27 protein-coding genes are annotated in these 21,648 nt (G+C 73.8%); 14 read left to right on the top strand and 13 right to left on the bottom strand.

The window, feature by feature from the left end; all coding sequences use genetic code 11:
- Positions 1-188 precede the first annotated feature (188 nt).
- The gene (locus ACN27C_RS14785) at positions 189-1,178 is read left to right on the top strand and encodes a sigma-70 family RNA polymerase sigma factor (protein WP_030271317.1); all 990 of its coding nucleotides are present in this window, start codon (positions 189-191) and stop codon (positions 1,176-1,178) included.
- Positions 1,179-1,250: 72 nt separating this feature from the next.
- Here the strand turns inward: ACN27C_RS14785 and ACN27C_RS14790 are convergent, their stop codons facing one another.
- Positions 1,251-2,216, bottom strand: a complete 966-nt coding sequence (locus tag ACN27C_RS14790) for an NlpC/P60 family protein (RefSeq protein ID WP_422751410.1) — start codon at positions 2,214-2,216, stop codon at positions 1,251-1,253.
- Positions 2,217-2,631: 415 nt separating this feature from the next.
- Here ACN27C_RS14790 and ACN27C_RS14795 point away from each other — a divergent pair, with 415 nt between their 5' ends.
- Positions 2,632-3,150 carry a DUF6232 family protein gene (locus tag ACN27C_RS14795; RefSeq protein WP_120573493.1) on the top strand — a complete coding sequence of 173 codons (519 nt, stop codon included), beginning with the start codon at positions 2,632-2,634 and terminating at the stop codon, positions 3,148-3,150.
- Between the two features lie 7 nt (positions 3,151-3,157).
- Here the strand turns inward: ACN27C_RS14795 and ACN27C_RS14800 are convergent, their stop codons facing one another.
- Positions 3,158-3,487 (bottom strand): DUF3817 domain-containing protein, encoded by a 330-nt coding sequence (locus ACN27C_RS14800; protein ID WP_120573494.1) that lies wholly within the window; start codon positions 3,485-3,487, stop codon positions 3,158-3,160.
- 25 nt (positions 3,488-3,512) lie between these two features.
- Entirely contained in the window at positions 3,513-3,935 is a 423-nt protein-coding gene (locus ACN27C_RS14805; RefSeq protein WP_120573495.1) for a hypothetical protein, read from the bottom strand.
- Positions 3,936-4,059: 124 nt separating this feature from the next.
- Between ACN27C_RS14805 and ACN27C_RS14810 the strand changes: the two genes are divergently transcribed.
- The 3 genes from ACN27C_RS14810 to ACN27C_RS14820 are packed head-to-tail and all read left to right on the top strand — an operon-like array spanning position 4,060 to position 5,249.
- A complete protein-coding gene (locus tag ACN27C_RS14810; protein WP_047890574.1) occupies positions 4,060-4,359 on the top strand; it encodes a DUF6158 family protein in 300 nt (99 codons plus the stop codon).
- The gene (locus tag ACN27C_RS14815; RefSeq protein ID WP_120573496.1) at positions 4,359-4,676 is read left to right on the top strand and encodes a hypothetical protein; all 318 of its coding nucleotides are present in this window, start codon (positions 4,359-4,361) and stop codon (positions 4,674-4,676) included. The genes ACN27C_RS14810 and ACN27C_RS14815 overlap by 1 nt, the downstream gene beginning before the upstream one ends.
- Before the next feature lie 33 nt (positions 4,677-4,709).
- Positions 4,710-5,249: a DUF1360 domain-containing protein gene (locus tag ACN27C_RS14820; RefSeq protein ID WP_120573497.1), complete on the top strand. Its 540-nt coding sequence runs from the start codon at positions 4,710-4,712 to the stop codon at positions 5,247-5,249.
- Between the two features lie 60 nt (positions 5,250-5,309).
- On the opposite strand, the gene ACN27C_RS14825 is transcribed toward ACN27C_RS14820, so the two are convergent.
- Genes ACN27C_RS14825 through ACN27C_RS14835 form a run of 3 tightly spaced genes read right to left on the bottom strand, consistent with a single transcriptional unit; the run spans position 5,310 to position 6,918 of the window.
- Positions 5,310-5,519, bottom strand: coding sequence for a hypothetical protein (locus tag ACN27C_RS14825; RefSeq protein WP_030502248.1), 210 nt, complete (start codon positions 5,517-5,519; stop codon positions 5,310-5,312).
- A gap of 27 nt (positions 5,520-5,546) precedes the next feature.
- Complete coding sequence (locus ACN27C_RS14830; protein ID WP_421498822.1) at positions 5,547-5,780, bottom strand: hypothetical protein; 234 nt, start codon at positions 5,778-5,780, stop codon at positions 5,547-5,549.
- Positions 5,781-5,820: 40 nt separating this feature from the next.
- On the bottom strand, positions 5,821-6,918 hold the full coding sequence (locus ACN27C_RS14835) for a 3-deoxy-7-phosphoheptulonate synthase (protein WP_422751626.1): 1,098 nt from the start codon (positions 6,916-6,918) through the stop codon (positions 5,821-5,823).
- A gap of 254 nt (positions 6,919-7,172) precedes the next feature.
- Between ACN27C_RS14835 and ACN27C_RS14840 the strand changes: the two genes are divergently transcribed.
- Positions 7,173-7,394, top strand: a complete 222-nt coding sequence (locus tag ACN27C_RS14840) for a hypothetical protein (protein ID WP_114921124.1) — start codon at positions 7,173-7,175, stop codon at positions 7,392-7,394.
- On the opposite strand, the gene ACN27C_RS14845 is transcribed toward ACN27C_RS14840, so the two are convergent.
- A complete protein-coding gene (locus ACN27C_RS14845; RefSeq protein ID WP_121684195.1) occupies positions 7,369-8,082 on the bottom strand; it encodes a phosphodiesterase in 714 nt (237 codons plus the stop codon). The genes ACN27C_RS14840 and ACN27C_RS14845 overlap by 26 nt on opposite strands.
- A gap of 85 nt (positions 8,083-8,167) precedes the next feature.
- Here ACN27C_RS14845 and ACN27C_RS14850 point away from each other — a divergent pair, with 85 nt between their 5' ends.
- From ACN27C_RS14850 to ACN27C_RS14880, 7 genes are all read left to right on the top strand, one after another.
- Complete coding sequence (locus tag ACN27C_RS14850) at positions 8,168-9,457, top strand: M16 family metallopeptidase (RefSeq protein WP_121684194.1); 1,290 nt, start codon at positions 8,168-8,170, stop codon at positions 9,455-9,457.
- Positions 9,457-10,800 carry a M16 family metallopeptidase gene (locus tag ACN27C_RS14855; protein WP_013475426.1) on the top strand — a complete coding sequence of 448 codons (1,344 nt, stop codon included), beginning with the start codon at positions 9,457-9,459 and terminating at the stop codon, positions 10,798-10,800. The genes ACN27C_RS14850 and ACN27C_RS14855 overlap by 1 nt, the downstream gene beginning before the upstream one ends.
- Before the next feature lie 97 nt (positions 10,801-10,897).
- The gene (locus ACN27C_RS14860) at positions 10,898-11,920 is read left to right on the top strand and encodes an aspartate-semialdehyde dehydrogenase (RefSeq protein ID WP_422751412.1); all 1,023 of its coding nucleotides are present in this window, start codon (positions 10,898-10,900) and stop codon (positions 11,918-11,920) included.
- Between the two features lie 100 nt (positions 11,921-12,020).
- A complete protein-coding gene (locus ACN27C_RS14865; RefSeq protein WP_047890577.1) occupies positions 12,021-12,689 on the top strand; it encodes a TMEM175 family protein in 669 nt (222 codons plus the stop codon).
- Positions 12,690-12,753: 64 nt separating this feature from the next.
- A complete protein-coding gene (locus ACN27C_RS14870) occupies positions 12,754-13,170 on the top strand; it encodes a CBS domain-containing protein (protein ID WP_013475429.1) in 417 nt (138 codons plus the stop codon).
- Between the two features lie 158 nt (positions 13,171-13,328).
- Positions 13,329-13,700 (top strand): SCP2 sterol-binding domain-containing protein, encoded by a 372-nt coding sequence (locus ACN27C_RS14875; protein ID WP_422751413.1) that lies wholly within the window; start codon positions 13,329-13,331, stop codon positions 13,698-13,700.
- Positions 13,700-15,760: a glycogen debranching N-terminal domain-containing protein gene (locus ACN27C_RS14880; RefSeq protein ID WP_422751414.1), complete on the top strand. Its 2,061-nt coding sequence runs from the start codon at positions 13,700-13,702 to the stop codon at positions 15,758-15,760. The genes ACN27C_RS14875 and ACN27C_RS14880 overlap by 1 nt, the downstream gene beginning before the upstream one ends.
- A 44-nt stretch (positions 15,761-15,804) precedes the next feature.
- Here ACN27C_RS14880 and ACN27C_RS14885 read toward each other — a convergent pair whose 3' ends face one another.
- Both ACN27C_RS14885 and ACN27C_RS14890 read right to left on the bottom strand, forming a co-directional pair.
- Positions 15,805-16,194, bottom strand: a complete 390-nt coding sequence (locus tag ACN27C_RS14885) for a VOC family protein (RefSeq protein WP_047890580.1) — start codon at positions 16,192-16,194, stop codon at positions 15,805-15,807.
- 9 nt (positions 16,195-16,203) lie between these two features.
- A complete protein-coding gene (locus ACN27C_RS14890) occupies positions 16,204-16,863 on the bottom strand; it encodes an alpha/beta hydrolase (RefSeq protein WP_422751415.1) in 660 nt (219 codons plus the stop codon).
- 99 nt (positions 16,864-16,962) lie between these two features.
- Here ACN27C_RS14890 and ACN27C_RS14895 point away from each other — a divergent pair, with 99 nt between their 5' ends.
- The gene (locus tag ACN27C_RS14895; RefSeq protein WP_120573505.1) at positions 16,963-17,715 is read left to right on the top strand and encodes a lysophospholipid acyltransferase family protein; all 753 of its coding nucleotides are present in this window, start codon (positions 16,963-16,965) and stop codon (positions 17,713-17,715) included.
- Positions 17,716-17,743: 28 nt separating this feature from the next.
- On the opposite strand, the gene ACN27C_RS14900 is transcribed toward ACN27C_RS14895, so the two are convergent.
- The 4 genes from ACN27C_RS14900 to ACN27C_RS14915 form a co-directional block, all read right to left on the bottom strand.
- Positions 17,744-18,487 (bottom strand): hypothetical protein, encoded by a 744-nt coding sequence (locus tag ACN27C_RS14900; RefSeq protein ID WP_120573506.1) that lies wholly within the window; start codon positions 18,485-18,487, stop codon positions 17,744-17,746.
- A 74-nt stretch (positions 18,488-18,561) separates the two neighbouring features.
- A complete protein-coding gene (locus ACN27C_RS14905) occupies positions 18,562-19,278 on the bottom strand; it encodes a response regulator (protein ID WP_422751416.1) in 717 nt (238 codons plus the stop codon).
- Entirely contained in the window at positions 19,248-20,444 is a 1,197-nt protein-coding gene (locus ACN27C_RS14910) for a hypothetical protein (RefSeq protein ID WP_114918616.1), read from the bottom strand. Before ACN27C_RS14910 ends, ACN27C_RS14905 begins: the two co-directional genes overlap by 31 nt.
- Entirely contained in the window at positions 20,434-21,609 is a 1,176-nt protein-coding gene (locus ACN27C_RS14915) for an ATP-binding protein (RefSeq protein WP_121684190.1), read from the bottom strand. Before ACN27C_RS14915 ends, ACN27C_RS14910 begins: the two co-directional genes overlap by 11 nt.
- Between the last annotated feature and the right edge of the window lie 39 nt (positions 21,610-21,648).

Raw genomic sequence — 21,648 nt, forward strand, 5'->3', positions numbered from 1 at the left:
AACGGCGCCCGCGAGCCGCCCGAACCGGGCCGGTAACAGGAAACATGGACCGGGCTCTCAGCTACTACTCAGGCATTCGTGACAGTTTCGACTCACGACATGGAATCCCCGACGCGTCACATCTGTTGTGTAGGTGTCAGCACCTACGGGCACAGCGGAGGTTACGGGGAGGGCTGATGAACGTGGGGATGGCAAGGAACCGGGCAACCGGCGCTAGCGAGGGGACCGTGGCAATCGTGGACAAGAACATCGGCATGCGTACCGACGAGGTCGCCGAGGAGCGGGACCTGGTCGGCGTCTACCTGCACGAGATCTCCCGGACGCCGCTGCTCGACGCCGCCCGGGAGGTCGACCTCTCCAAGGCGATCGAGGCGGGCCTCTACGCCGAGCACCTGCTCGACGAGGATCGGATCCCCGACGGCGTCGACCGGGAGGACCTGGAGCGGCTGGTCGTCGAGGGTGAGCGCGCGAAGGACCTGTTCATCCGCGCGAACCTGCGGCTGGTCGTGTCGATCGCCCGGCGTTACGTGCGCTCCGGGATGCCCATGCTGGACCTGATCCAGGAGGGCAACACCGGCCTGGTCCGGGCGGTCGAGAAGTTCGACTACGAGCGGGGCTTCAAGTTCTCCACCTACGCGACCTGGTGGATCCGCCAGGCGATCAGCCGGGCGATCGCCCAGCAGGAGCGGACCGTACGGCTGCCCGTGCACCTGGTCGAGGACGTCAACCGGATGCGCAACGTGGCCCGGCAGCTCACCCGTGAGCTGGGCGGCGACCCGGAGCCGGAGCAGATCGCGACCGCGCTCGGCGTGACCGTCGAGCGGGTCAACGAGCTGGTCCGCTGGTCGCAGGACACCGTCTCGCTGGACACCCCGGTGGGCGACGACGGCGACACCAACCTCGGCGACCTGGTCGCCGACAGCGACGCGCCGTCGCCGGAGGAGATCGTGCTCACCGGCCTGGAGCGGCAGCGGATCGAGGGTCTGCTCAACCACCTCGACGACCGTTCCGCCGGCATCATGCGGGCCCGGTACGGCCTGGAGGACGGCCGCGAGCACTCGCTGACCGAGGTCGCGTCGCGGTTCTCGCTGTCCCGCGAGCGCATCCGCCAGCTGGAGATCCAGGCACTGGGCCGGCTGCGTGAGCTGGCTCGCGCGGAAGGGCTCCAGGCGGCCTGACCTGGTAACAATGAACGACGAACGGCCGGCGTCCGACAGGGGGACGCCGGCCGTTCGCCGTCTTCGCGGTGCTCAGACCCGGCCGTAGCCGGCGATCGTCATGATGTTCATGCCGCGCTTGCTGACGTTGCGCCCGGCGCTGGGCGCGTCGATGATCTGGCCGTTGCCGACGTAGAGCGCCACGTGCCCGAGCCCGGAGTAGAAGACCAGGTCACCCGGTTGCAGCTGGCTGCGGCTGATCCGGGTGGTGGCGCCCCACTGTTGCGCCGCGCTGTGCGGCAGCGACTTCCCGGCCGCCCGCCAGGCGGCGAGCGTCAGGCCGGAGCAGTCGTAGCTGCCGGGGCCGTCGTTGCCGTAGCCGTAGGGCTTGCCGACCGCGCCGTATGCGTACCGCACGGCCACGCCGGCCTTGCCGGAGACGGCCGGGGGAGTGCCCGCCGAACTGGGGTTGCCGGGCGCCTCGGTGGCCCGCCCGTACGCCTTGCGCCGCATCTCGTAGAGGTCGGACAGGTCCGCCTCGATCCGCGTCTTCGCGGACTTGAGCTGCTTGGCCTGCGCCGCCTCCCGGGCGAGCGTCACGTCCAGCGCGGTCTTCTGGTCGATCAGCCGCTGCTGGTCGGCCGTGAAGCTGTTGATGGTGCGCTGCCGCTGGCGGGTGAGCTGGTCGAGCGTGCCCAGCCGTTCCGGCAGCGTGGCCTGGCCGCCCGGGTCCAGCAGGGCCGCCGCGGTGCGCATGCCGCCGGTCTTGTACGCCGTCGCGGCCAGCACGCCCACGTCGGCGCGGCTGCGTTCGGCCTGTTCCTGCAGCGGCCCGATCCGGGCCTCCAACTTGGCCGCGGTGGCCTTGTTGGCCTTGATGTCCTCGTTGAGCTTGTTGTAGGACTCGACGATTCGCTCCAGCTCAGTCGAGGACTTCTCGATCTGCTTCGTCAGCTCGGCGGGTGTGGGCTCGGCCCGGGCCACCTGCGCCGGGGCGAGCAGTGCGGCCGAGAGGCCGGCCACCGCCAGCGAGCGGAGCAGCATCCGTAAGGACGACAAGAGCGGAAAGCTCCTCTCCCACCGGTCGCCGGGCGCGTTCGCGACCCGGCGACACCGGCCCGGGGCCGTCCGGGTGGGCGGCTGTCGACCGGGCCGACCTGGACAACCTAACCCGTGATCGCAGTAGCCGGGAGTTCAAGCAGGGGCGAAAGTTGGCAAAGTGGCGGAAAGTGATGAGGGGGATCCGGTGGGTGGATGAGGCGACTCGCCCGATTCGTCGTTCTGGACGGATGTCGCCAGGCAACGCCGGGCGAAGTCACGACAAAGACGGAAATCGTTCTCTGTTTCCGGCGGGCAGGGCCGGGCCGGTCAACCCTGCGACAGCCGAAACCCCGAGGTCAGGTGGCGCGAGGCCAACACAATGGAGCCCGGACGGGAAATCCCACCACGGGATCCCTGCTCCCGGGAGGCCGCCGTGCAGACCGACCGCTCCGCCACCCAGCCGCCCCGCTCGCCGCGACCGGCCGGACCCAGGCTGCTCTACGCCCGGCCCGGCATCGTCGTCACCGCCGAGCGCTTCACCGTCGGCCGCAACACCTGGCCGGTTGCCGAGATCACCCAGCTCCGGACCGACCGTGGACCGCACGACCGGCTCGCGATCCGGGCCGTCGCCGTGTCCGCCGCGATGATCGCCGCGGTCGGCCTGCTGCTCGGCTTCACCGGCGGCCTGCACCGGCTGACCGCCGGGGCGTACCTCATGCTCGGCGCGGTCGGGGTGGTGCCGCTGCTGCTCGTGCTGATCGGCGACCGCGTGCGGCCCCCGGCGCACGAGCTGTGGGGACGGGTGCGGGGCACCGAGGTGCTGCTGTTCAGCAGCGACGACGAGCGGCAGTTCGGCCAGGTCGCCCGCGCGCTGGCGCGGGCCCGCGAGGCGGCGCGCCTGGGCGGCTGGGCCGACCCGCCGGCGGCCGAGCCGTGGCGGCCGGCCCGGTGAGCGGCGGTCAGCCCGCGACCGGCTCCGGCGTACGCTGGCGGCTCTCGGCGGCCACCCAGTGGCTCACCCGCCGCTCGGCGTAGAACGAGACGAACGGCACGGTGCCGGCGAGCATCACCAGCAGCATCCGCTTCAGCGGCCAGTTCGCCCGGCGCGACAGGTCGAACGTGAGCGCCAGATAGAGCATGTACAGCCAGCCGTGCGCCACGCCGACCACGCCCACCACGCTCGGGTTGTCGAAGCCGTACTTCAGCGGCATGCCGATCAGGACCAGCACCACGAGCGCCACGCCCACGATCCAGGCGATCACGCGGTACCGGGTAAAGGCTCCGCCCACCGTCGTCCGTCCTTCCGCACCGGCCTCAGCCGGGATAGTCGCCGGGCCGGGCGCCCGGATTGGCGTTCAACCAGGATAGGTAGCGGTTGTACGCGGCCAGCTCGGCGTCGTCCGCCCCGTCGGCCGGCGCGGCCGGCACCCGCACGACGCGCACCGGCCGGCGTACCGCCGGGGTGCCGGCGGTCACCGACGGCGCGGGACCGGCCGACGGCGCGGTGTCCTCCGCCGGCGCCGGGTCGGCGGCGCGCAGCGTCTGGCGGACCTCACGCCACCAGACGAAGACCACGAAGGCGGCGAAGACCGGCCACTCGATCGCGTAACCGAAGCTGATCGCGTTCCCCCCGGCGGCGCGGGTGACCTGCCACCAGCCCATGCCGAGGCAACCCGCCACCAGCACGACCATGGCCACGTGGCGGACGATCCACGCCGGTGTCCAGAGCCGTTCCATGCCCACGAGAGTACCGGGGTCGCCGGGGCGTCTCCGACACGGCGTCGTAGGACGGGCGGGGTTTGGTGGCACGCGCGCTGGGCATCCGAACAGGTGCCAACCCGAACGAGACGAGGGGGCGACGATGACCGAATCGGTACGCCGGGACGCGAGCCCGGAACAGCGGGTCGCGGAATGGGACGGCGACCACGCCCGCACCGTCGACGCCGACGGCGAGCAGCTCGGGGTGGACCCCACGGAGCTGGGCGACGAGGACCTGATCCGGGAGATGCAGAGCCTGCACCGCACCCGGCTGGACACGCTGCGGCACGCCACCGACTCGGCGCTCGCCAACCACCTGCGGCGCACCGCCGAACTGGAGACGGAGTACCTGGCCCGGCACCCCGGCCGGGAGGTCGACCCGAGCCGGCTGCGGGACGCCTGATGGCCAGCCACGCCGAGCGCGGCATGTCCGCGCCGCCGGAGGTGGTGTTCAACACCGCGACCGACCCGGACCGCTCGTCGGCCTGGCTGCCCGAGCGACTGCGCAGCTCCGGCGCCTGCCGGGTGGAGGTCGTCGACGCCGACGACATGCGGGCCCGGTGGAGCGCCGCGGACTGGTCCGCCGAGATCGACGTGGAGCCGGCCGACGCGGGCGGCGCCCGGGTGCGGCTGGACCTGGCCGGGCCGGACCACGACCTGGCCGACGAGATCCTGGCCAACCTCGACCGCGAGGTGGCCGACAACCTGACCGCCGGCTGAGCCCGGCCGCACGACGAGCACGAGGAGGCCGGGTTGACCGGGAGTGGCCTGAAGCAGAAGGTGGCGCGCCTGCGCCAGGCGTACGCGCCGCACGAGCATCGGCCGCTGGAGGGCTACCTGAAGGCGATGGGCACGTACGCCGGTGTGACAGCCGCGCTCGTCGGCCTGGTCCGGGCGACCGGCCGGCCGGTGCCCGAGCGGCCCACGCCCGCGGACGTGGTGCTGCTCTCGATCGCCACGCACAAGCTCAGCCGGCTGCTGTCCAAGGACGCGATCACCAGCCCGCTGCGCGCGCCGTTCACCCGCTACGACCACCCGATCGGCAGCGGCGAGGTGATGGAGCAGGTCCGCGACGAGGGCAGCCCGACCCGGCACGCGCTCGGCGAGCTGGTGAGCTGCCCGTTCTGCCTGGCGGTCTGGGTGGCCACCGGGCTCACCGGCGGCCTGGTGCTGGCGCCCCGGCTGACCCGGCTGGTCGCCACCGCGCTGACCGCCGTGGCCGCCTCCGACTTCCTCCAGATGGGGTACGCGGTCGCCCAGCAGGCGGCCGAGGGCGGACGCCACGAATCCTGACCCGTGGACACAGGAAAGGGGGCCGGCGCGAGCCGGCCCCCTTTCCCTGTCTCCCACCCGTCAGGTGGGGGTGGTGCCGTGGTCCTCGCCGGCCCAGCCGCGCGACGCCTCCGGCTCCCGCTCGTCCTCGTCCTCCCCGGTGACGACGTCCCGGTCCACAGCGGTGCGGTCGTGCTCGTTGGCGAAGTCCGGCTCCGGCAGCGTGTCGACGCCCTCCGGGGGCTGTCCGAGCGCCGCCAGGTGCTCGTGGTCGGGGTTGCGGTCGGTCATGTCGCGTCCTCTCGGTCTTCCGGGGGCTCAGGCGACCGTGCCGCCCAGCAGATCGGCCGCCTCGTCCGCCGCGTACTCGCCCTGGGGGAGCGCGGCGATCCGGGTGAGCAGCTCCGCGGGGAGTTCGGCGGCCACCGCCCGGCGGTAGATGTCCGCCTGGGTGATCCGCTCCTGGCCGTGGTAGATGTCGTCGAGCAGGTCGTCGATCGGCCTGGTGTCGGGCTGCTCGGTCACGGGCGCGTCATCGGTCACGCCGACCACCTACCCGGCACCGAACCGGTCAAACTCGCCCCAACCCCGCTCAGGCCGGCGCCGGGAGCGTGGCCCGGCGGGCCCGGACGGCCTGGGCCAGGTGCTCCAGCACCTCGGCGGTGCTGTCCCAGCCGATGCAGGCGTCGGTGACCGACTGGCCGTACGCCAGCTCCCGGGTCGGGTCCAGGTCCTGCCGGCCGGGCACCAGGAAGCTCTCCAGCATGATGCCGACGATGCCGCGCTGACCGGCGGCGAGCTGCGCGGCCACGTCTGCGGCGACCAGCGGCTGGTTGCGGTGGTCCTTGCCGCTGTTGGCGTGGCTGGCGTCGACCACCACCCGCTCCGGCAGGCCCGCCGCCTGCAGCAGCTCCAGCGCCCCGGCCACCGACTCCGCGTCGTAGTTGGGCCGGCCGCCCCCGCCGCGCAGCACCAGGTGCCCGTCCGAGTTGCCCCGGGTGTGCATGATCGCCGGGGTGCCCGAGACGTCGATGCCGGGGAAGACGTGCGGCACCCCCGCGGCCCGGATCGCGTCCACGGCGGTGGCGATGCTGCCGTCCGGGCGGTTCTTCATCCCGATCGGCATGGACAGCCCGGAGGCGAGCTGCCGGTGCACCTGGCTCTCCACCGTCCGCGCGCCGATCGCGCCCCAGGCCACCGTGTCGGCGATGTACTGCGGGGTGATCGGGTCGAGGAACTCGCAGCCCACCGGCAGGCCCAGCCGCAGCACGTCGAGCAGGAGCGCCCGCGCGGTACGCAGACCGGTGTTCACGTCGCCGGAGCCGTCCAGCGCCGGGTCGTTGATCAGGCCCTTCCAGCCCACCGTCGAACGCGGCTTCTCGAAGTAGACACGCATCACCACGAGCAGGTCGTCGGCGACCCGGGCGGCGGCCTCGCGCAGCCGGCCCGCGTACTCCAGGGCGGCGGCCGGGTCGTGCACGGAGCAGGGGCCGACGACGACGAGCAACCGGTCGTCGGCGCGGTCCAGCACCCGGCCGACGGCACGCCGGCCCGCCACGACGGCCTCGGCCAGCGGGGTCTCCAGCGGCAGGTGGTGGTGCAGCAGGGCCGGGGTGGTCAGCGGCACCACACGGTCGATGCGCTGGTCGATGACCCGATGGGCGTCCTGGGACGTGGTCACGGTGGGGATTCCTTCCGCCGACCGTGCCCCCGTGCCGGGTCCGGGGGATCGAGCCGGCTGCTCGCATACGAAAGGGCAGGGAAAAGAATCCCTGCCCGGCCGGCTCGAAGAGGTGGTGACGTCAGCTCATGGTCGAGTCACCGGCTCCTCCAGCCGGCTGCCTAAACCATCGATACGACCGCGTCACGTCGGCCAGCGTACCCGACACGGGCCGGAATTCCCGCTGTCGTTCCGAAGTGCGGAACGCGGGGTATGTGATCGCCATGACCACGAGCCACGACCCCAGTGACCAGGAACGGATCGAGTCCCGAGCACATCTGCTGCCGGAGGAGGCGGCGGCGGGCAGCGACGACGCGCAGGCGCAGGCCGACGCGATCCTCGCCGAGTCCGACATCCGCGAGGCGGACCAGAACGCCGCCCCCGACACGGTGCTGGAGCACCGCACCTCCGAGCAGACCGTCACCCCCGTCGAGCCGCCCGACTGAGCGCGGCACCCCGGGCCCGGCGGGAACCCCGGTAACTGTCGTCCCGCAGCCGGGCCAGCGGGCCGGTCAGGCGCAACCCCGGCGGCACGTTGCCGATCGGGTCGAACGCGAGCGCGGCGTCCTCGGCGGCGCCGCGCTCGTCGTCGAGGCGTACCTCGCCGAACGGCCGCCACCGGCCCACCGCCGAGGCCACGGCCAGCACCAGCCGGGGCTCGTCGGCGGCGACCGCCGCACCCGCCTCGGCCAGGCCGCGACCCAGGTCGGGTGACTCCGGGTCGGCCAGCACGGCCAGGAACAGCCGCCGCCCGCCGGCCCGGAACGGCATGATCGACGTGTACGTCCCGGTGAAGCGCCGCCGGGGCAGCGGCAGGTTCCGCAGCACCGGCGCGGCGCCGCTGGAACTCCACAGCAGGTCCACCGGCGGCTCCGGGTCGCGGTGCAGCCGCACCGCCACGCCCAGCACGTCCGGCCAGCCGCCCGGCGTCGGCACGCCCTTGGACAGGCGGATCGTGGCCGGCCACCGGCCCGGCAGGTCGAGCAGCGGCACACCGGTCGGCGGTCCCGGCGTACCCCAGACCCGGGTCTCGCCGGCGAACGTGCGCCCGGCCGGGTGCAGCAGCCGGGCGTGCCGGAGCCGGGCCAGCGCGGCGGCGGCGCGCTCGACGGCGGAGGGTGTGGTGGCGGCCATGCCCGCACGGGTACCCCGGCGCGCGGCGACGATGCTCCGGCGCGCGTGTCACCTGTCCGCCTCCGAGATCGGATAGCGTCGTCCCATGCCCGACAGCGGTTTCCCCTGGCCGATCGAGACGACCCGACTGGACAACGGCCTGCGCGTGGTGGTGAGCGAGGACCGCACCGCCCCGGCCGTGGCGGTCAACCTCTGGTACGACGTGGGCTCACGCCACGAGCCGGCGGGACAGACCGGCTTCGCCCACCTCTTCGAACACCTCATGTTCGAGGGCTCGGTGAACGTGGCGAAGACCGAGCACATGAAGCTGATCCAGGGCGCGGGCGGCTCGCTCAACGCGACCACCAACCCGGACCGGACCAACTACTTCGAGACGGTCCCGGCCGAGCACCTGGAACTGGCGCTCTGGCTGGAGGCCGACCGGATGGGTGGTCTGGTGCCGGCGCTGACCCAGGAGACGCTGGACAACCAGCGCGAGGTGGTGAAGAACGAGCGGCGGCAGCGCTACGAGAACGTGCCGTACGGCGACGCGTGGCTGCGCCTGCTGCCGTTGCTCTACCCGCCCGGCCACCCGTACCACCACGCGACGATCGGGTCGATGGCCGACCTGAACGCCGCCGACCTGGCCACCTTCCAGGAGTTCCACAGCACCTACTACGCGCCGAACAACGCCGTCCTCACCGTCGTCGGCGACACCACCGCCGCCGAGGTGTTCGCGCTCGCCGACAAGTACTTCGGCGGCCTCGCCGCGCGCGCCGAGATCCCGGCCGCGCCGGACGGCCGCACGGTGCCGGCCACCGGCCGCCCGGCGGTGGAGACGGTCACCGCCGACGTGCCCGCCCCCCGCGTCTACGTCGCGCACCGCACCCACCCGTTCGGCACCCAGGGGTACGACGTGACGACGGTGCTGGGCACCGTGCTCGGCAGCGGCCGGGGCAGCCGCCTCTACCAGCGGCTCGCCGACGGTGAGCGGATCGCCCAGCCGGACCTGGTCGGCGCGTACGGGGTGGACCTGGCGCACGCGCCCGCCCCGCTGATCGCCACCGCCACGGCCCGCCCCGGGGTGAGCGCCGAGCGGCTGCGCGACGGGCTGGCCGAGGTGGTCGACGAGCTGGCCACAGTGCCGGTGACCGCCGCCGAGCTGGACCGCGCCAAGGCGCTGCTGAGCACCATGTGGTGGCGGCAGATGTCCACTGTCGACGGGCGGGCCGACACGCTCGGCCGGTACGCCACCCAGTTCGGCGACCCGGCCCGCGCGGCCGACCGGTTGCCGGCCTGGCTCGCGGTGACCGCGGAGCAGATCGCCGAGCAGGCCGCCGAGCTGCTCGGCGCCGCCGACCGGGTGATCCTGACCTACCTGCCCGAGGAGAACTGATGTCGCTGATCGCCACCCGTCCCGGCCCCGGCGCCGCCCGCGCCTACCGGTTCCCGCAGGTGGTCCGGCGTACGGCGGCCGGCGGCCAGGTGGTCGCCGCGCACCTGCCCGGGCAGAACCTCGCCGTCGCGCTGCTGCTGCTCGACGGCGGCGCGGGCCGGGAGCCGGTCGGCAAGGAGGGGCTCGGCGCGGTGCTGGCCAAGGCGCTGGAGGAGGGCACCGCGCAGCGGGACGCCACCGCGTACGCGCTGGCCATCGAGGCGCTCGGCACCGAGCTGGCGACCGGGCTCGACTGGGACTCGTTCCAGGTGAGCGTGCAGGTGCCGGTGGACCGGCTGACCGCCGCCGTGGAGCTGCTGGCCGAGGCGGTCCGTACGCCCCGGCTCGACCCGGCCGACGTGCTGCGCGTACGCGACGACGAGGCCACCGCGCTGCGGATGGACTGGGCCAACCCCGGCCCGCGTGCCGACGCGGTGCTGCGGGCCGAGCTGTTCGGCGCGCAGCACCGGTGGGGCCGCCCGCTCTACGGCGACCCGGACAGCGTGGCCGCGCTGGAGGTGGACGACGTCACCGTCTTCCACTCCGAGTGGTTCATCCGCCCCGGCACGCTCGTCGTCGCCGGTGACCTGGAGCGGATCGACCTGGACGCGCTCGCCGCGACGGCGTTCGCCGGCGCCGGCGGCGGCCCGGTGGAACGCGGCGGCCCGATCGACGTGCCGCTGGCCGGGCAGCGGCGGATCATCCTGGTCGACCGGCCCGGCTCGGTGCAGTCCACGCTGCGGCTCGGCCATCCGTCCCCGCACCGCGCCCACCCCGACCACGTGCCGATGACGCTCGCCGGCACCGTGCTCGGCGGCGCGTTCACGTCCCGGCTCAACCACCTGATCCGCGAGGTGCGCGGCTACACGTACGGGATCCGGGGCGACTTCGCCTCGTCCCGGCGGTTCGGCCGGTTCGCGGTCAGCTCCGGCGTGCAGACCGCGGTGACCGCGCCGGCGCTCGTCGAGTCGGTGGGCGAGATCTCGCGTACCCAGCTCACCGGCGTCAGCGAGGACGAGCTGGAGGTGGCGCGTTCCTGGCGGGCCGGGCAGCTCTCGGTCGAGTTGCAGAGCCCCCGGGCCATCGCCGCGGCCCTGAGCACGCTGGTGGTGCACGACCTGCCCGACGACTACCACGCGCGGCTGCGGGAGCAACTGCTCGCGGCGACAGTCGAGGACGTCTCCGCCGCGGCCGCGACCTACCTGCACCCCGAGTCGCTGACGATGGTGATCGAGGGGGACGCGGCGGTCATCCGGGACGAGCTGGTCGCCAGCGGTCTCGGCGAGGTGGTCGACCACACGTGACCGGACGGGGCGGCGGGCCTGTGATTCCCGTCGCCCCGCATCCGCGCGGTGGGAAACGTTTCCCACCCGTGCCGCCCGGCTGGGTAGCCTCGCGGGCATGAGGATCGGCATTGTGGGAGCCACCGGCCAGGTCGGTGGCGTCATGCGGCAGGTGCTGGCGGAGCGCGAGTTCCCGGCGGAGCAGGTGCGCCTGTTCGCCTCGGCCCGGTCGGCCGGGCGCACGCTGCCCTGGCGCGACGGCGAGGTCACCGTGGAGGACGCTGCCAGCGCGGACTACCGCGGCCTGGACATCGTGCTCTTCTCGGCGGGCAAGGGCACCGCGAAGGAGCTGGCTCCCCGGGTCGCCGAGGCCGGCGCCGTGGTGATCGACAACTCCTCGGCGTTCCGGATGGACCCGCAGGTGCCGCTGGTGGTGGCCGAGGTCAACCCGCACGCGATCGCGGACCGCCCGAAGGGCATCGTGGCCAACCCGAACTGCACCACGATGGCCGCCATGCCGGTGCTGCGCCCGCTGCACGACGAGGCCGGGCTGGTCAGCCTCGTCGTCGCCACCTACCAGGCGGTCTCCGGCGCCGGGCTGGCCGGGGTGGCGGAACTGGACGAGCAGGTCCGCAAGGTGGCCGAGGACGCCGCCGGGCTCGCCTTCGACGGCGGGGCGGTGGAGTTCCCGGCGCCGCGCTCGTTCGCCCGCCCGATCGCCTTCAACGTGCTCCCGCTCGCCGGCTCGATCGTCGACGACGGCTCCGACGAGACCGACGAGGAGCAGAAGCTGCGCAACGAGAGCCGCAAGATCCTGGAGATCCCCGGCCTGAAGGTCTCCGGCACGTGCGTGCGGGTGCCGGTCTTCACCGGCCACTCGTTGCAGATCAACGCCCGGTTCGCCCGGCCGATCGACCCGGCCCGGGCCCGCGAGCTGCTCGACGGCGCGCCCGGCGTGGCGCTGCGCGACGTGCCGACGCCGCTGGAGGCGGCCGGCCAGGACCCGACGTACGTCGGCCGGATCCGGGCCGACGAGACAGTCGAGCACGGGCTCGCGCTGTTCTGCGCCAACGACAACCTGCGCAAGGGCGCGGCGCTGAACGCCGTGCAGCTCGCCGAGCTGGTCGCCGCCGAGCGCTGACCCCGCGGGCGTCCGTGCCGGACCACCCGGCACGGACGCCCCCGCAGCGGGTATGCACCCGCGTCGCCGGCCGCCCCGCGCCGGCAGGGCGGGGGTGCCGATGACGGCCGAAGGAGACACCGGTGACGCCGGGATCCTCCCGGACACCGGCCGGGCGATCGGGTTCAGCGACGCGGTCTTCGCCATCGTCATCACGCTGCTGGTGCTGGACCTGCGGGTGCCCGAGACGGCGCCGGGCGGGATGCTGCGCGCGCTGCTCGACCAGTGGCCGGTCTACCTCGCCTACGTCACGTCCTACCTGTACGTGGCGGTCAACTGGCTGAACCACAAGGGGACGTTCCACCGGGTCCGCTGCGCCGACCGGGGACTGCACTGGGCGAACCTCGGCGTGCTGTTCAGCGTGGCGCTGCTGCCGTTCGTCACCGCGCTCGTCTCCCGGGCCGTGGAGGAGGGCGACGTCTTCGACGAGCGGGTCGCGGTGTCCGCGTACGCGCTGGTCGGCGTGATCCTGTCGATCACCTGGTTGTGGCTCTACCACTACCTGAGCCGACACCGGGAGCTGCTGGAGCCGCACGTCCCCGCCCGGTTCTTCGAGGCCGAACGCGTCCGGGCGCTGCTCGGCGTCCTCGCGTACGCGATCGCCGGTCTGGTGGGCGTGCTGCTGAGCGTGCCGGCGGCGCTGGTGGTGCTCCTGCTGCTGCCGCTCTTCTACGGGTTGTCCAGCAACGGCTTCTACGACCTGCGCCGGCGCCTGCGCCACCGGCGGTGACGCCCGCGTTACCCCGCCTGCGGCGGCGGGTAGACGGCGGTGCCGACACCGAGAGGGGAGCACCATGACAACGGTCGGAGAGTTCATGACGACCCGGTTGGTGACGATGGACGGCAACGACACGCTGATCGCCGCGGCGCAGGAGATGCGCGACAGCGCCATCGGCGACGTGGTGGTGACCGACGGCGACAACGTGGTCGGGATCGTGACGGACCGGGACATCGCGGTACGGGGCGTGGCCGAGAACATGGACCCCACCGCCACCCGGCTCAACCAGATCACCAGCAAGGACGTGGTGACCGTCAGCCAGAACGACGACGCCGTGGCCGCCGCCGACCTGATGCGCACGTACGCGGTCCGCCGCCTCCCGGTGGTCGACGACGGCCGGCTGGTCGGCCTCATCTCCATGGGTGACCTGGCGGTGGAGCGGGAACCCCAGTCGGTGCTCGCGGACATCAGCGCCGACGACCCCAACAACTAGACCTGTCCGCCGCGGTGACGCCGGCCCCCGGTTCGGGGGCCGGCGTCGCGCGTCGCGACGGTGCCGCGCTCACCCGGTTCGGGCGAGGTTGGCCCCGGACCGGGTGGGGACACGGAGCTTCGACAGGTGGACCGCGGATCGCGGGAGGAGTCGCCCGGATGGTGGACATGACCACGAGATTCTTCGAGGACCTGGACCGGCGGGGGTTCGAGCCGTTGCTGGTCAAGACATCCGGAACGCTCCGCTTCGACCTGCACGAGGGCCCGCACACCACGCACTGGCTGCTGGAGATCGATCGGGGCAACCTGCGGGTCCGGCAGGAGGACGGCGAGGCGGACACGGTGGTCGGCACCGAGCCGCGCCTGTTCGCCGAGCTGGTCGGCGGCGAGGAGAACGCCATCGCGGCGCTGCTGCGCGGCGACATGACAGTCGTCGGCGACCTGTGGCTCGTGCTTCAGGTCGAGCGGGTCTTCCCCGGCCCGCCGGACTCCCGCGGACCGCATCACACGTTTAGCGGGAGGGGTGCCTGATGCCCGGCGGCAACACCGTCCGGATCCTGGACGGCAACACGTTCGTGGTGTGCGAGGACACCGGCGACATCGAGGCCACGCCGAGCGAGCCGACCGGCCTGTTCTCGCTCGACACGCGGTACCTGTCGAAGTGGGTCCTGACCGTCAACGGCGAGCGGCTCAACGCGCTCTCCTACGACGACCTCCAGTACTACGAGGCCCGGTTCTTCCTGGTGCCCGGCATGGCCACGCACTACATCGACGCGAAGCTGTCGGTCATCCGGGAGCGGGCTGTCGGCGGCAGCTTCCGGGAGACGCTGACCATCCTCAACCACGACGAGAAGGCGGTCGACCTGGAGATCCGGATGGACGCCGGCTCCGACTTCGCCGACCTGTTCCAGGTCAAGGACGAGATCCTGAACAAGAAGGGCGAACACTACGCCGAGGCCGAGCCGGACCGGCTGCGCCTGGGCTACCGGCGTGGCAACTTCCGGCGCGAGACGCTCGTCTCCGCCAACCAGCCGGCCCGCTACGACCAGCGCGGCTTCGCCTGGAGCATCCGGCTGGAACCCAACGAGCAGTGGGACGCCGTCATCGACGTGCAGACGTTCGCGATCGGCCCCGGCGGCCGGGACCTGCGGATGGGACTGCGCGCGCACGGCACCGAGCGCCTCGCGCTCCAGCACGACCTGGAGGAGTGGATCAGCCGGGCCCCGAAGCTGAACAGCGAGCACGAGGAACTCGCCGCGACGTACCGGCGGAGCCTGGTCGACCTCGCGGCGCTGCGCTTCTCGCCGCTGTCGCTCGGCGGGCAGACGCTGCCCGCGGCCGGCCTGCCCTGGTTCATGACCATGTTCGGCCGGGACAGCATCCTCACCTGCCTCCAGGTGCTGCCGTTCGCGCCGGAGATGTCGAAGACCACGCTGCGCATCCTCGGCGCGCTGCAGGGCACCCGGTTCGACGACTTCCGGGACGAGGACCCGGGCCGGATCCTGCACGAGATGCGGTACGGCGAGACCGCCGCGTTCGAGGAGCAGCCGCACTCGCCGTACTACGGCTCGGTGGACGCGACGCCGCTGTTCGTGGTGCTGCTCGACGAGTACGAGCGGTGGAGCGGCGACGGCGCGCTGGTCAAGGAGCTGGAACGGGAGTGCCGGGCCGCGCTGAAGTGGATCGACGACTATGCCGACCTGCTCGGCAACGGCTACATCTGGTACGAGCGGCGCAACACCGACACCGGCCTGGAGAACCAGTGCTGGAAGGACTCGTGGGACTCCATCTCGTACGCCGACGGCACGCTTCCGCCGTTCCCGCGGGCGACCTGCGAGGTGCAGGGGTACGCGTACGACGCGAAGATGCGGGCCGCCCGGATGGCCCGGGAGTTCTGGGACGACCCCACGTACGCCGACCAGCTGGAACGCGAGGCGGCGGAGCTGAAGCGGCGCTTCAACAACGACTGGTGGGTCGCCGACCGCGGCTTCTACGCGCTCGCGCTGGACCCGGACGGGCGCCAGTGCGACGTGCTCACCTCCAACATCGGGCACCTGCTGTGGAGCGGGATCGTGGACGACGAGCGGGCGCCGAAGATCGCCGAGCATCTCGTCGGTCCCCGGCTCTGGTCCGGCTGGGGGGTGCGGACGCTGGCCGAGGGCGAGGTCCGCTACAACCCGATCGGCTACCACAACGGCACGATCTGGCCGTTCGACAACTCGTTCGTCGCCTGGGGCCTGCGCCGGTACGGCTTCGCCGAGGAGGCCGCCACAGTGGCCAACGGCATCCTCGACGCGGCCACCTACTTCGACGGCCGGCTGCCGGAGGCGTTCGGCGGCTACCAGCGCGAGCTGACCAAGTTCCCGGTGGAGTACCCGACCGCGTGCAGCCCGCAGGCCTGGTCGACCGGCGCGCCGCTGTTGCTGCTGCGCACCATGCTGGGGCTGGAGCCGCACGACAGGCACCTGGCGGTCGACCCGCGGCTGCCGGTGGGCATGGGACGGATCGAGGTGCTGGACATCCCGGGTCGCTGGGGCCAGGTGGACGCGTTCGCCCGGGGCCGGCTCGACCTCGACGAGCTGGCCGACTGAGCGGGGCGGCGCCCGGGGGCAAGTGCCGGCGCCCGGGCGGCGGGTCAGTGCCCGGGCGGCGGCGCGGTGTGTGCCTCGTTCGGGGGGAGCAGGCAGAACTCGTTGCCCTCCGGGTCGGCCAGCACGGTCCAGCGCGGCAGCTCGCGCACGACTGTCGCGCCCGCCTCCAGCACCGCGGCCCGCTCCTCGGCGTCACCGACCAGGTCGAGGTGGATCCGGCCGGGCTCCGGCAGCACGTCGGCGGGGCTGATCCACAGGTCCGGACGCCGTCCGTGCGGGTCGCGCAGCAGCACCGCCTCGGTCGGCGCGAGCGTGCCCTCGGCGAGCTTCACCCGGTCTGCCTCGACCACCGGCAGCCCGGTGACCGCACTCCAGAACGGTGCGAGCAGGTAGGGGTCGCGGCAGTGGATGACGATCGCGGCGAGGTCGGGCATGCTTCGAACCTAGCCGCCCGCGGCGGCGGGCAGGACGCTGTCCAGGAACGCGGCGGCGGCCGCGCGCAGGTCGGGCCGGGCCAGGTCGAGCGCGTGACCGCCGTGCGTGAGCCAGAGATGCGTCGGGTGCCCGGCGGCGAGCAGCCGGCCGGCCAGCTCGACCGGCTGGGCGGCCGGCACCGCTTCGTCGTCGCGCCCCTGCACCAGCAGCACCGGTACGCCGGAGCCGAGGTGGGTGGCGACAGTCGCGTCGACGGTGGCCGGATCGCCCGCGGTCGGCGGACGGCCCAGCAGGTCGGTCCACGGGTCGTCGCCGGGAGCGCGCCGGCGCCGCTGCTCCGGGTCGAGCGGGTCGACGGGTGCCCAGTACGCGAGCACCCCCGCCACGTCGCCGGGCCGGTCCACCCCGCGCAGGCCGAGTTGAAGCGCCAGCATCCCGCCGGCCGAGTCGCCGCCCACCAGCAGCGGCAGGCCGCCCGCCGCGGCCCGGGCGGCCCGGGCCGCGGCGCGAACGTCGTCGAGTTGCGCCGGCCAGCGCGCCTGGTGCGAGAACCGGTACGTGGCCGGGACCACGCGCAGCCCGAGCGACGCGAGCGCCGTCCCGTCCTCCTCGGCGCGGGCCCGCCATCCTCCGCCGTGGATCCAGAGCAGCACCGCGCGTTCGGTCATGTCGCCATCGTCGCCGGGCCCGGGCCGGTGCGCGACCCGGGTCTGCCGAGGGCAGATCGGCCCTACGGTCGCGTAACCTACTCGGGGTAAAGTTTCGACATGTCGGAACTCGTGTACCCCCCTGTGATCACCGCCGCGAAGACGATGTTCCGGCTTCTCGACCTGCGCCTCGACGTGTCCGGCAGCGACCACGTGCCGCAGACCGGCGGCGCCGTGCTCGCGTCCAACCACGTGAGCTACCTCGACTTCATCTTCTGCGGCTACGGCGCGCACCCGGCCAAGCGGCTGGTCCGGTTCATGGCCAAGGACAGCGTCTTCCGGCACCGGGTCTCCGGTCCGCTGATGCGCGGCATGAAGCACATCCCGGTCAACCGGGCCGCCGGCGCCGGCTCGTACGCCGCCGCGGTGAGCGCGCTGCGCCGGGGTGAGGTGGTCGGCGTCTTCCCGGAGGCGACGATCAGCCGCTCCTTCACCGTGAAGGACCTGAAGAACGGCGCGGCCCGGATGTCGCAGGAGGCGGGCGTGCCGCTGCTGCCGGTCGCGCTCTGGGGCACCCAGCGGCTGTGGACGAAGGGCCGCCCGCGCACGCTGACCCGCCGGCACACCCCGATCACGATCATCGTCGGCGAGCCGATGGACCCGTCCGCCTACCCGGACGCCACAGTCATGACCGCCGACCTGCGTACCCGCCTGTCGGCGCTGGTCGACCGGGCCCAGCGGGAGTACCCGGACAAGCCGTCCGGCCCGGACGACACCTGGTGGCAGCCGGCCCACCTGGGCGGCGGCGCGCCGACCCCGGAGGAGGCGGTCGAGCTGGACCGGTCCGAGCGCCGCACCCGCAGCGCCTCCTGACCACGCCGGGTTCCGCCGCGGGGGAGCGTCAGCAGGCGGAGCCGGGCTGGTCGTGGGCGGGGAAGCCGGACCACGCCCACGGCGACGCCTCGGCCTCCGGCGGACGGTAGTAGTCGTCGCGGGACAGGAACTCCACCGGCAGCGATCCCGGCAGCGTCACGGTGCCCAGCGTCGGGCCGGGGGAGGCGGCGACCCGGACGGCGAGGACGTCCCGTTCCGGCGGGGACAGGTCCACCAGGTCGGCGTTGGCGAGCCGGAAACCGGCCACCGAGCGGCGTACCTGCCGGGCCAGCCCGGCGACCAGACCGACCGGCCCGGTCAGCGCCAGCGCCGGCTGCCGGATGGTGCGCAGCGCGTCGCAGACGATGCGCAGCTCGGCGATGCCGTCGCCCACCTCGGCCAGCTCCAGCCGGGACGGCCACTGCCAGCGGATCTGGCCGCTGACCAGGCGGGACAGCCGGGCCGGACGCCGGTGCCGGGCACCTGCCCGGCTGTCCCGCCCGGACACCACCGACAGTTCGGAGCCGGTGCAGACGTACGCCAGACGGCGGTCGGTCACGGTGATCGTCGCCGGGGCGGGCAGCGACCAGCAGCGGACGTCCTCGCTCGGGCCGAGCAGGTGCCCGGCGACGCGCAGGCAGTGCTGACCGAGCAGACGTTCGCCCGGCTCGGGCACCAGCTCGTAGCGCCGGTCGAGCACGGGACGGGTGGGGTCGTCGTCGGCGTCGAACCGGTGCGGTCCGACGAAGAAGGGTGTGGCGTCCTCCGGCACGGTACGACCTCCCGATGACGGTTGGCGGTAACGGCGAGCCTGCCCGATTCCTGGGGTGACTGTCATGACGCCTGTTAGGGGGTCGGCCGGTCGGCCGACGCCTGCGACCGGTAGATGCCGATATCTTCCGGTCGGACGAGTCCGTCCTCGATCGCCCGGGCGAGCAGTGCCGCCTTCGTGGCGGCCGGACGCCCCGCTCGGGTGTACTTGATCCGCGCACGGTCGACGTACTGCTTCACGGTGTGCTCACTGATCTGCATCCGGCGCGCCACCGACGCCTTCGACATCGACTGGAACCACAGCAGCAGCGCCTCGCGCTCCTTGTCCGACAGGGACGGACGATCCGGGCGGGCGTCACCGACCATCGCGCCGGCCAGCGCCGGGGGCACGTACGGCCGGTCGCTCGCCGCCGCCAGCACGGTGGCCACGCAGTGCTCGCGCCCCTCGTGCTTGGCCAGGAACGCGACCGCCCCGGCGTCGAGCGCGGCGAGCATGGTCTGCGCGTCGCTGTGCTCGGAGTAGACCACCACCCGGCGCCCGGCCGCGCTCAGCTCGGCCAGCTTGTCCAGCACCATCCGGCCGTGCAGGCGCAGGTCGAGCAGCACCACCTCGGCGTCCGGCGCGGCCCGCAGCACCTCGTCCGGGTCGTCGCCGGTGGCCAGCACCCGCAACCGGGGCTCGCGGGCCAGCCAGGCGCGCACCCCGTCGATCACCACCGGATGGTCGTCCACGATCGCCACCCCGATCGGGGTTCCGGCGTTCACGTCCGCCGCCAGCGGGTCTGCGTCCATCTGATCTCCCCGTCCCGCTCGTGCAGGTGTTCCACCGGCCCGTCCCCGCCGGTCGCCGGCTCGTCCGGGCCGTCGTGATCCGGTGTCACCAGGCTGACCACCACCTCGTCCTGGCCTGCTACCACTGTGAGCCGGGCCCAACCCTCGGCGGCGGCGAGCGCCGCGGTGAGCGGGTCGGCCAGCCCGCGCCGGATCTCCACCGGCAACTCCGGCGGCGTGCCGACCGACACCAGGTCGATCGGCAGTCCGTTGCGTTCGGCCAGGTCGGCCGCCGCGCGCAGTTCGTGCAGCAGCGCGTCCGGCACGTCGTCCGACTCGGCGATGAGCCGGCGCAGCCGGGCCGCCGCCAGCACCGCGCGCCGCCGTACCGCCGGGTCGGCCGGGTCGGCGTCGCCCGCCGCCAGCTCGGCCAGCACCTCCTCGGCGGTGCCGCTGACCAGCGCCAGCCGTGCCTGCCGTTCGGTGCGGGCCCGCTCGGCCGCCTCCTGCTCCGCCGCCACGGCGAGCGTCGCCGCGGCGGTGGCCGCCCGGTTCCGGGCCTGCGCGGTGAGCGCGGCCGCGCCGACGAAGACCGCCACCGGCAGGGTGGAGGTGCCGTAGACGTACATCGCGGCCCGGCTCAGGTCGGCCGGCGCGGTCGCCCCGTACAGCATCACCGCCGCCAGCGCGATCGTGCCGTGCGCGGCGAGCATGACCAGCAGCCGGCGCACCGGCCGCTGCCAGAGCACCAGCAGGAAGAACCAGGCCAGACCGCCCCACACCCAGTTGGCGGTGCTGAACAGGAACCGGTCGCCGGCCCCGGCGACCACCGCCGCGTCGACCACCAGCAGCACCGCGGCCAGCGGCCCGGCCGCCGGCAGCCCGCCGCGCAGCAGCCGTACGCCGGCCCCGACCCCGACCAGCGCGGTCACCAGCCAGCCCGTCGCCACCACGGCCGGGAAGGCCATCCCCGGTCCGGCCCGCAACACGGCCGGCAGCGCCACCGCCAGGTGCCAGGCCGCCGCGATGACGATCGCGGCGATCCGCGCGCCGCCGTCGGACGCGTCGGCCACCGCGTGCGCCTCCGGCGGGGCCGTGGCCGCCGCGGAGCGCGTCGCCGTCCACGGCCGGGGCAGCGGGCGCAGCGCGGAGCCGGCCGTCACGGCCGTACCCGACTCACTCGCCATCGGACCACTCCAGCCGAATCCGGGTGCCGGTGCCAGGGGCGGAAGTCACCACCGCCCGACCGCCCACAGTGCTCATCCTCCCGTGGATCGACTCGCGCAGCCCGTACCGGTGGGCCGGGACCGTGGACGGGTCGAAACCGGGACCGTCGTCGACCACCTCGACCACGACGGTGCCGCCCTCGCGGGCCAGGCGCAGCGACGTGGCCGCGCCCGGCGCGTGGCGGGCCACGTTCGCCAGCGCGGCGGCGGCGCTGTCGGCGAGCGCCGTGGCGACCTCCGCCGGCAGCCGGCACGGCGCGAGCGTCGCGGTCACCGCGAGCCCCGGCGTCCCAGCCAGCACCTCACGCAGCCGTTCGTCCAGGTCGGCCTCGCCGGGCGCGGTCGCGGTCCGCGCGCCCGCCAGGGCGGTGAGGGTACGCAGATCGTCCGCGCACCGCTCGCGCAACGTCGCCGAGTCGGGTACGGCGCCGAGGCCGACCATGGTGAGCGTGCCCAGGACGGTGTCGTGCAGGTCGCGGTTCTGCCGCCGTTCGTCCTCGCGGGCGGCGCGTGCCACCACCGCCTCGTGGGACAGCCGCTGGTAGTCGGCGAACGCGGCGTCGGCACGGGCGATCCGGCGGCGCATCACCGCCGTCATCACCGCCGCGCTGCCGGTCTGCACCAGCAGCGTCCCGGCGTGCGCCCGCGCCTCGACCGGGTTGCCGGCCAGCGTGGTGCCGGTCACGTACGCGGCGGTGACCAGCAGGCCGGCCGGCACGGACCAGCGGGCCGGGGCGGTGGCCTGCGCGTTGATGACTGTCGAGCTGGCCAGCACCGCGACCCAGCTGGCCTCGCCCGGCAGCACCTCCGGCGCGACGAGCCACGGGACGGCGAGCGCGGCGGCGGTGGTCAGCGCCACGTCCCCGGCGACCAGCGCGCCGCCGATGCCGTGCCGGAACGCGCGGAACGCGTACCAGACCGACCAGGCGGTCAGCACGACCACCGCGGGGACCAGCAGCGCCACCCGCACCGGTGGCGTACGCACCGACAGCGCGACCACCGCGCCGACCAGGCCGCAGGTGAGCCGCAGCAGCGCCGGCAGGGTGGTGAAGATCCGGCTGAACGCGTCACCCGCCGGACGGGCCAGCGGGGCCCGTGACAGGGGCATGGCGGCAGCGACCGGCATCGGGGGGATGTCCTTCCGGCAGCGACCCGGCCGGGTCCG

Origin of the sequence: Micromonospora sp. WMMD1219 (genome assembly GCF_049315215.1) — a bacterium.
Lineage (GTDB): Bacteria > Actinomycetota > Actinomycetes > Mycobacteriales > Micromonosporaceae > Micromonospora > Micromonospora tulbaghiae.

What these genes read in the sequence shown, in the direction of transcription:
- ACN27C_RS14810 (WP_047890574.1), top strand. Translation starts at nt 4,060, where the DNA reads ATGACCGAATCGGTACGCCGGGACGCGAGCCCGGAACAGCGGGTCGCG.
- ACN27C_RS14850 (WP_121684194.1), top strand. Translation starts at nt 8,168, where the DNA reads ATGCCCGACAGCGGTTTCCCCTGGCCGATCGAGACGACCCGACTGGAC.
- ACN27C_RS14785 (WP_030271317.1), top strand. Translation starts at nt 189, where the DNA reads ATGGCAAGGAACCGGGCAACCGGCGCTAGCGAGGGGACCGTGGCAATC.
- ACN27C_RS14895 (WP_120573505.1), top strand. Translation starts at nt 16,963, where the DNA reads ATGTCGGAACTCGTGTACCCCCCTGTGATCACCGCCGCGAAGACGATG.
- ACN27C_RS14825 (WP_030502248.1), bottom strand. Translation starts at nt 5,519, where the DNA reads ATGACCGACCGCAACCCCGACCACGAGCACCTGGCGGCGCTCGGACAG.
- ACN27C_RS14855 (WP_013475426.1), top strand. Translation starts at nt 9,457, where the DNA reads ATGTCGCTGATCGCCACCCGTCCCGGCCCCGGCGCCGCCCGCGCCTAC.
- ACN27C_RS14860 (WP_422751412.1), top strand. Translation starts at nt 10,898, where the DNA reads ATGAGGATCGGCATTGTGGGAGCCACCGGCCAGGTCGGTGGCGTCATG.
- ACN27C_RS14815 (WP_120573496.1), top strand. Translation starts at nt 4,359, where the DNA reads ATGGCCAGCCACGCCGAGCGCGGCATGTCCGCGCCGCCGGAGGTGGTG.
- ACN27C_RS14840 (WP_114921124.1), top strand. Translation starts at nt 7,173, where the DNA reads ATGACCACGAGCCACGACCCCAGTGACCAGGAACGGATCGAGTCCCGA.
- ACN27C_RS14910 (WP_114918616.1), bottom strand. Translation starts at nt 20,444, where the DNA reads ATGGCGAGTGAGTCGGGTACGGCCGTGACGGCCGGCTCCGCGCTGCGC.
- ACN27C_RS14885 (WP_047890580.1), bottom strand. Translation starts at nt 16,194, where the DNA reads ATGCCCGACCTCGCCGCGATCGTCATCCACTGCCGCGACCCCTACCTG.
- ACN27C_RS14865 (WP_047890577.1), top strand. Translation starts at nt 12,021, where the DNA reads ATGACGGCCGAAGGAGACACCGGTGACGCCGGGATCCTCCCGGACACC.
- ACN27C_RS14905 (WP_422751416.1), bottom strand. Translation starts at nt 19,278, where the DNA reads ATGGACGCAGACCCGCTGGCGGCGGACGTGAACGCCGGAACCCCGATC.
- ACN27C_RS14890 (WP_422751415.1), bottom strand. Translation starts at nt 16,863, where the DNA reads ATGACCGAACGCGCGGTGCTGCTCTGGATCCACGGCGGAGGATGGCGG.
- ACN27C_RS14875 (WP_422751413.1), top strand. Translation starts at nt 13,329, where the DNA reads ATGGTGGACATGACCACGAGATTCTTCGAGGACCTGGACCGGCGGGGG.
- ACN27C_RS14870 (WP_013475429.1), top strand. Translation starts at nt 12,754, where the DNA reads ATGACAACGGTCGGAGAGTTCATGACGACCCGGTTGGTGACGATGGAC.
- ACN27C_RS14915 (WP_121684190.1), bottom strand. Translation starts at nt 21,609, where the DNA reads ATGCCGGTCGCTGCCGCCATGCCCCTGTCACGGGCCCCGCTGGCCCGT.
- ACN27C_RS14805 (WP_120573495.1), bottom strand. Translation starts at nt 3,935, where the DNA reads ATGGAACGGCTCTGGACACCGGCGTGGATCGTCCGCCACGTGGCCATG.
- ACN27C_RS14845 (WP_121684195.1), bottom strand. Translation starts at nt 8,082, where the DNA reads ATGGCCGCCACCACACCCTCCGCCGTCGAGCGCGCCGCCGCCGCGCTG.
- ACN27C_RS14880 (WP_422751414.1), top strand. Translation starts at nt 13,700, where the DNA reads ATGCCCGGCGGCAACACCGTCCGGATCCTGGACGGCAACACGTTCGTG.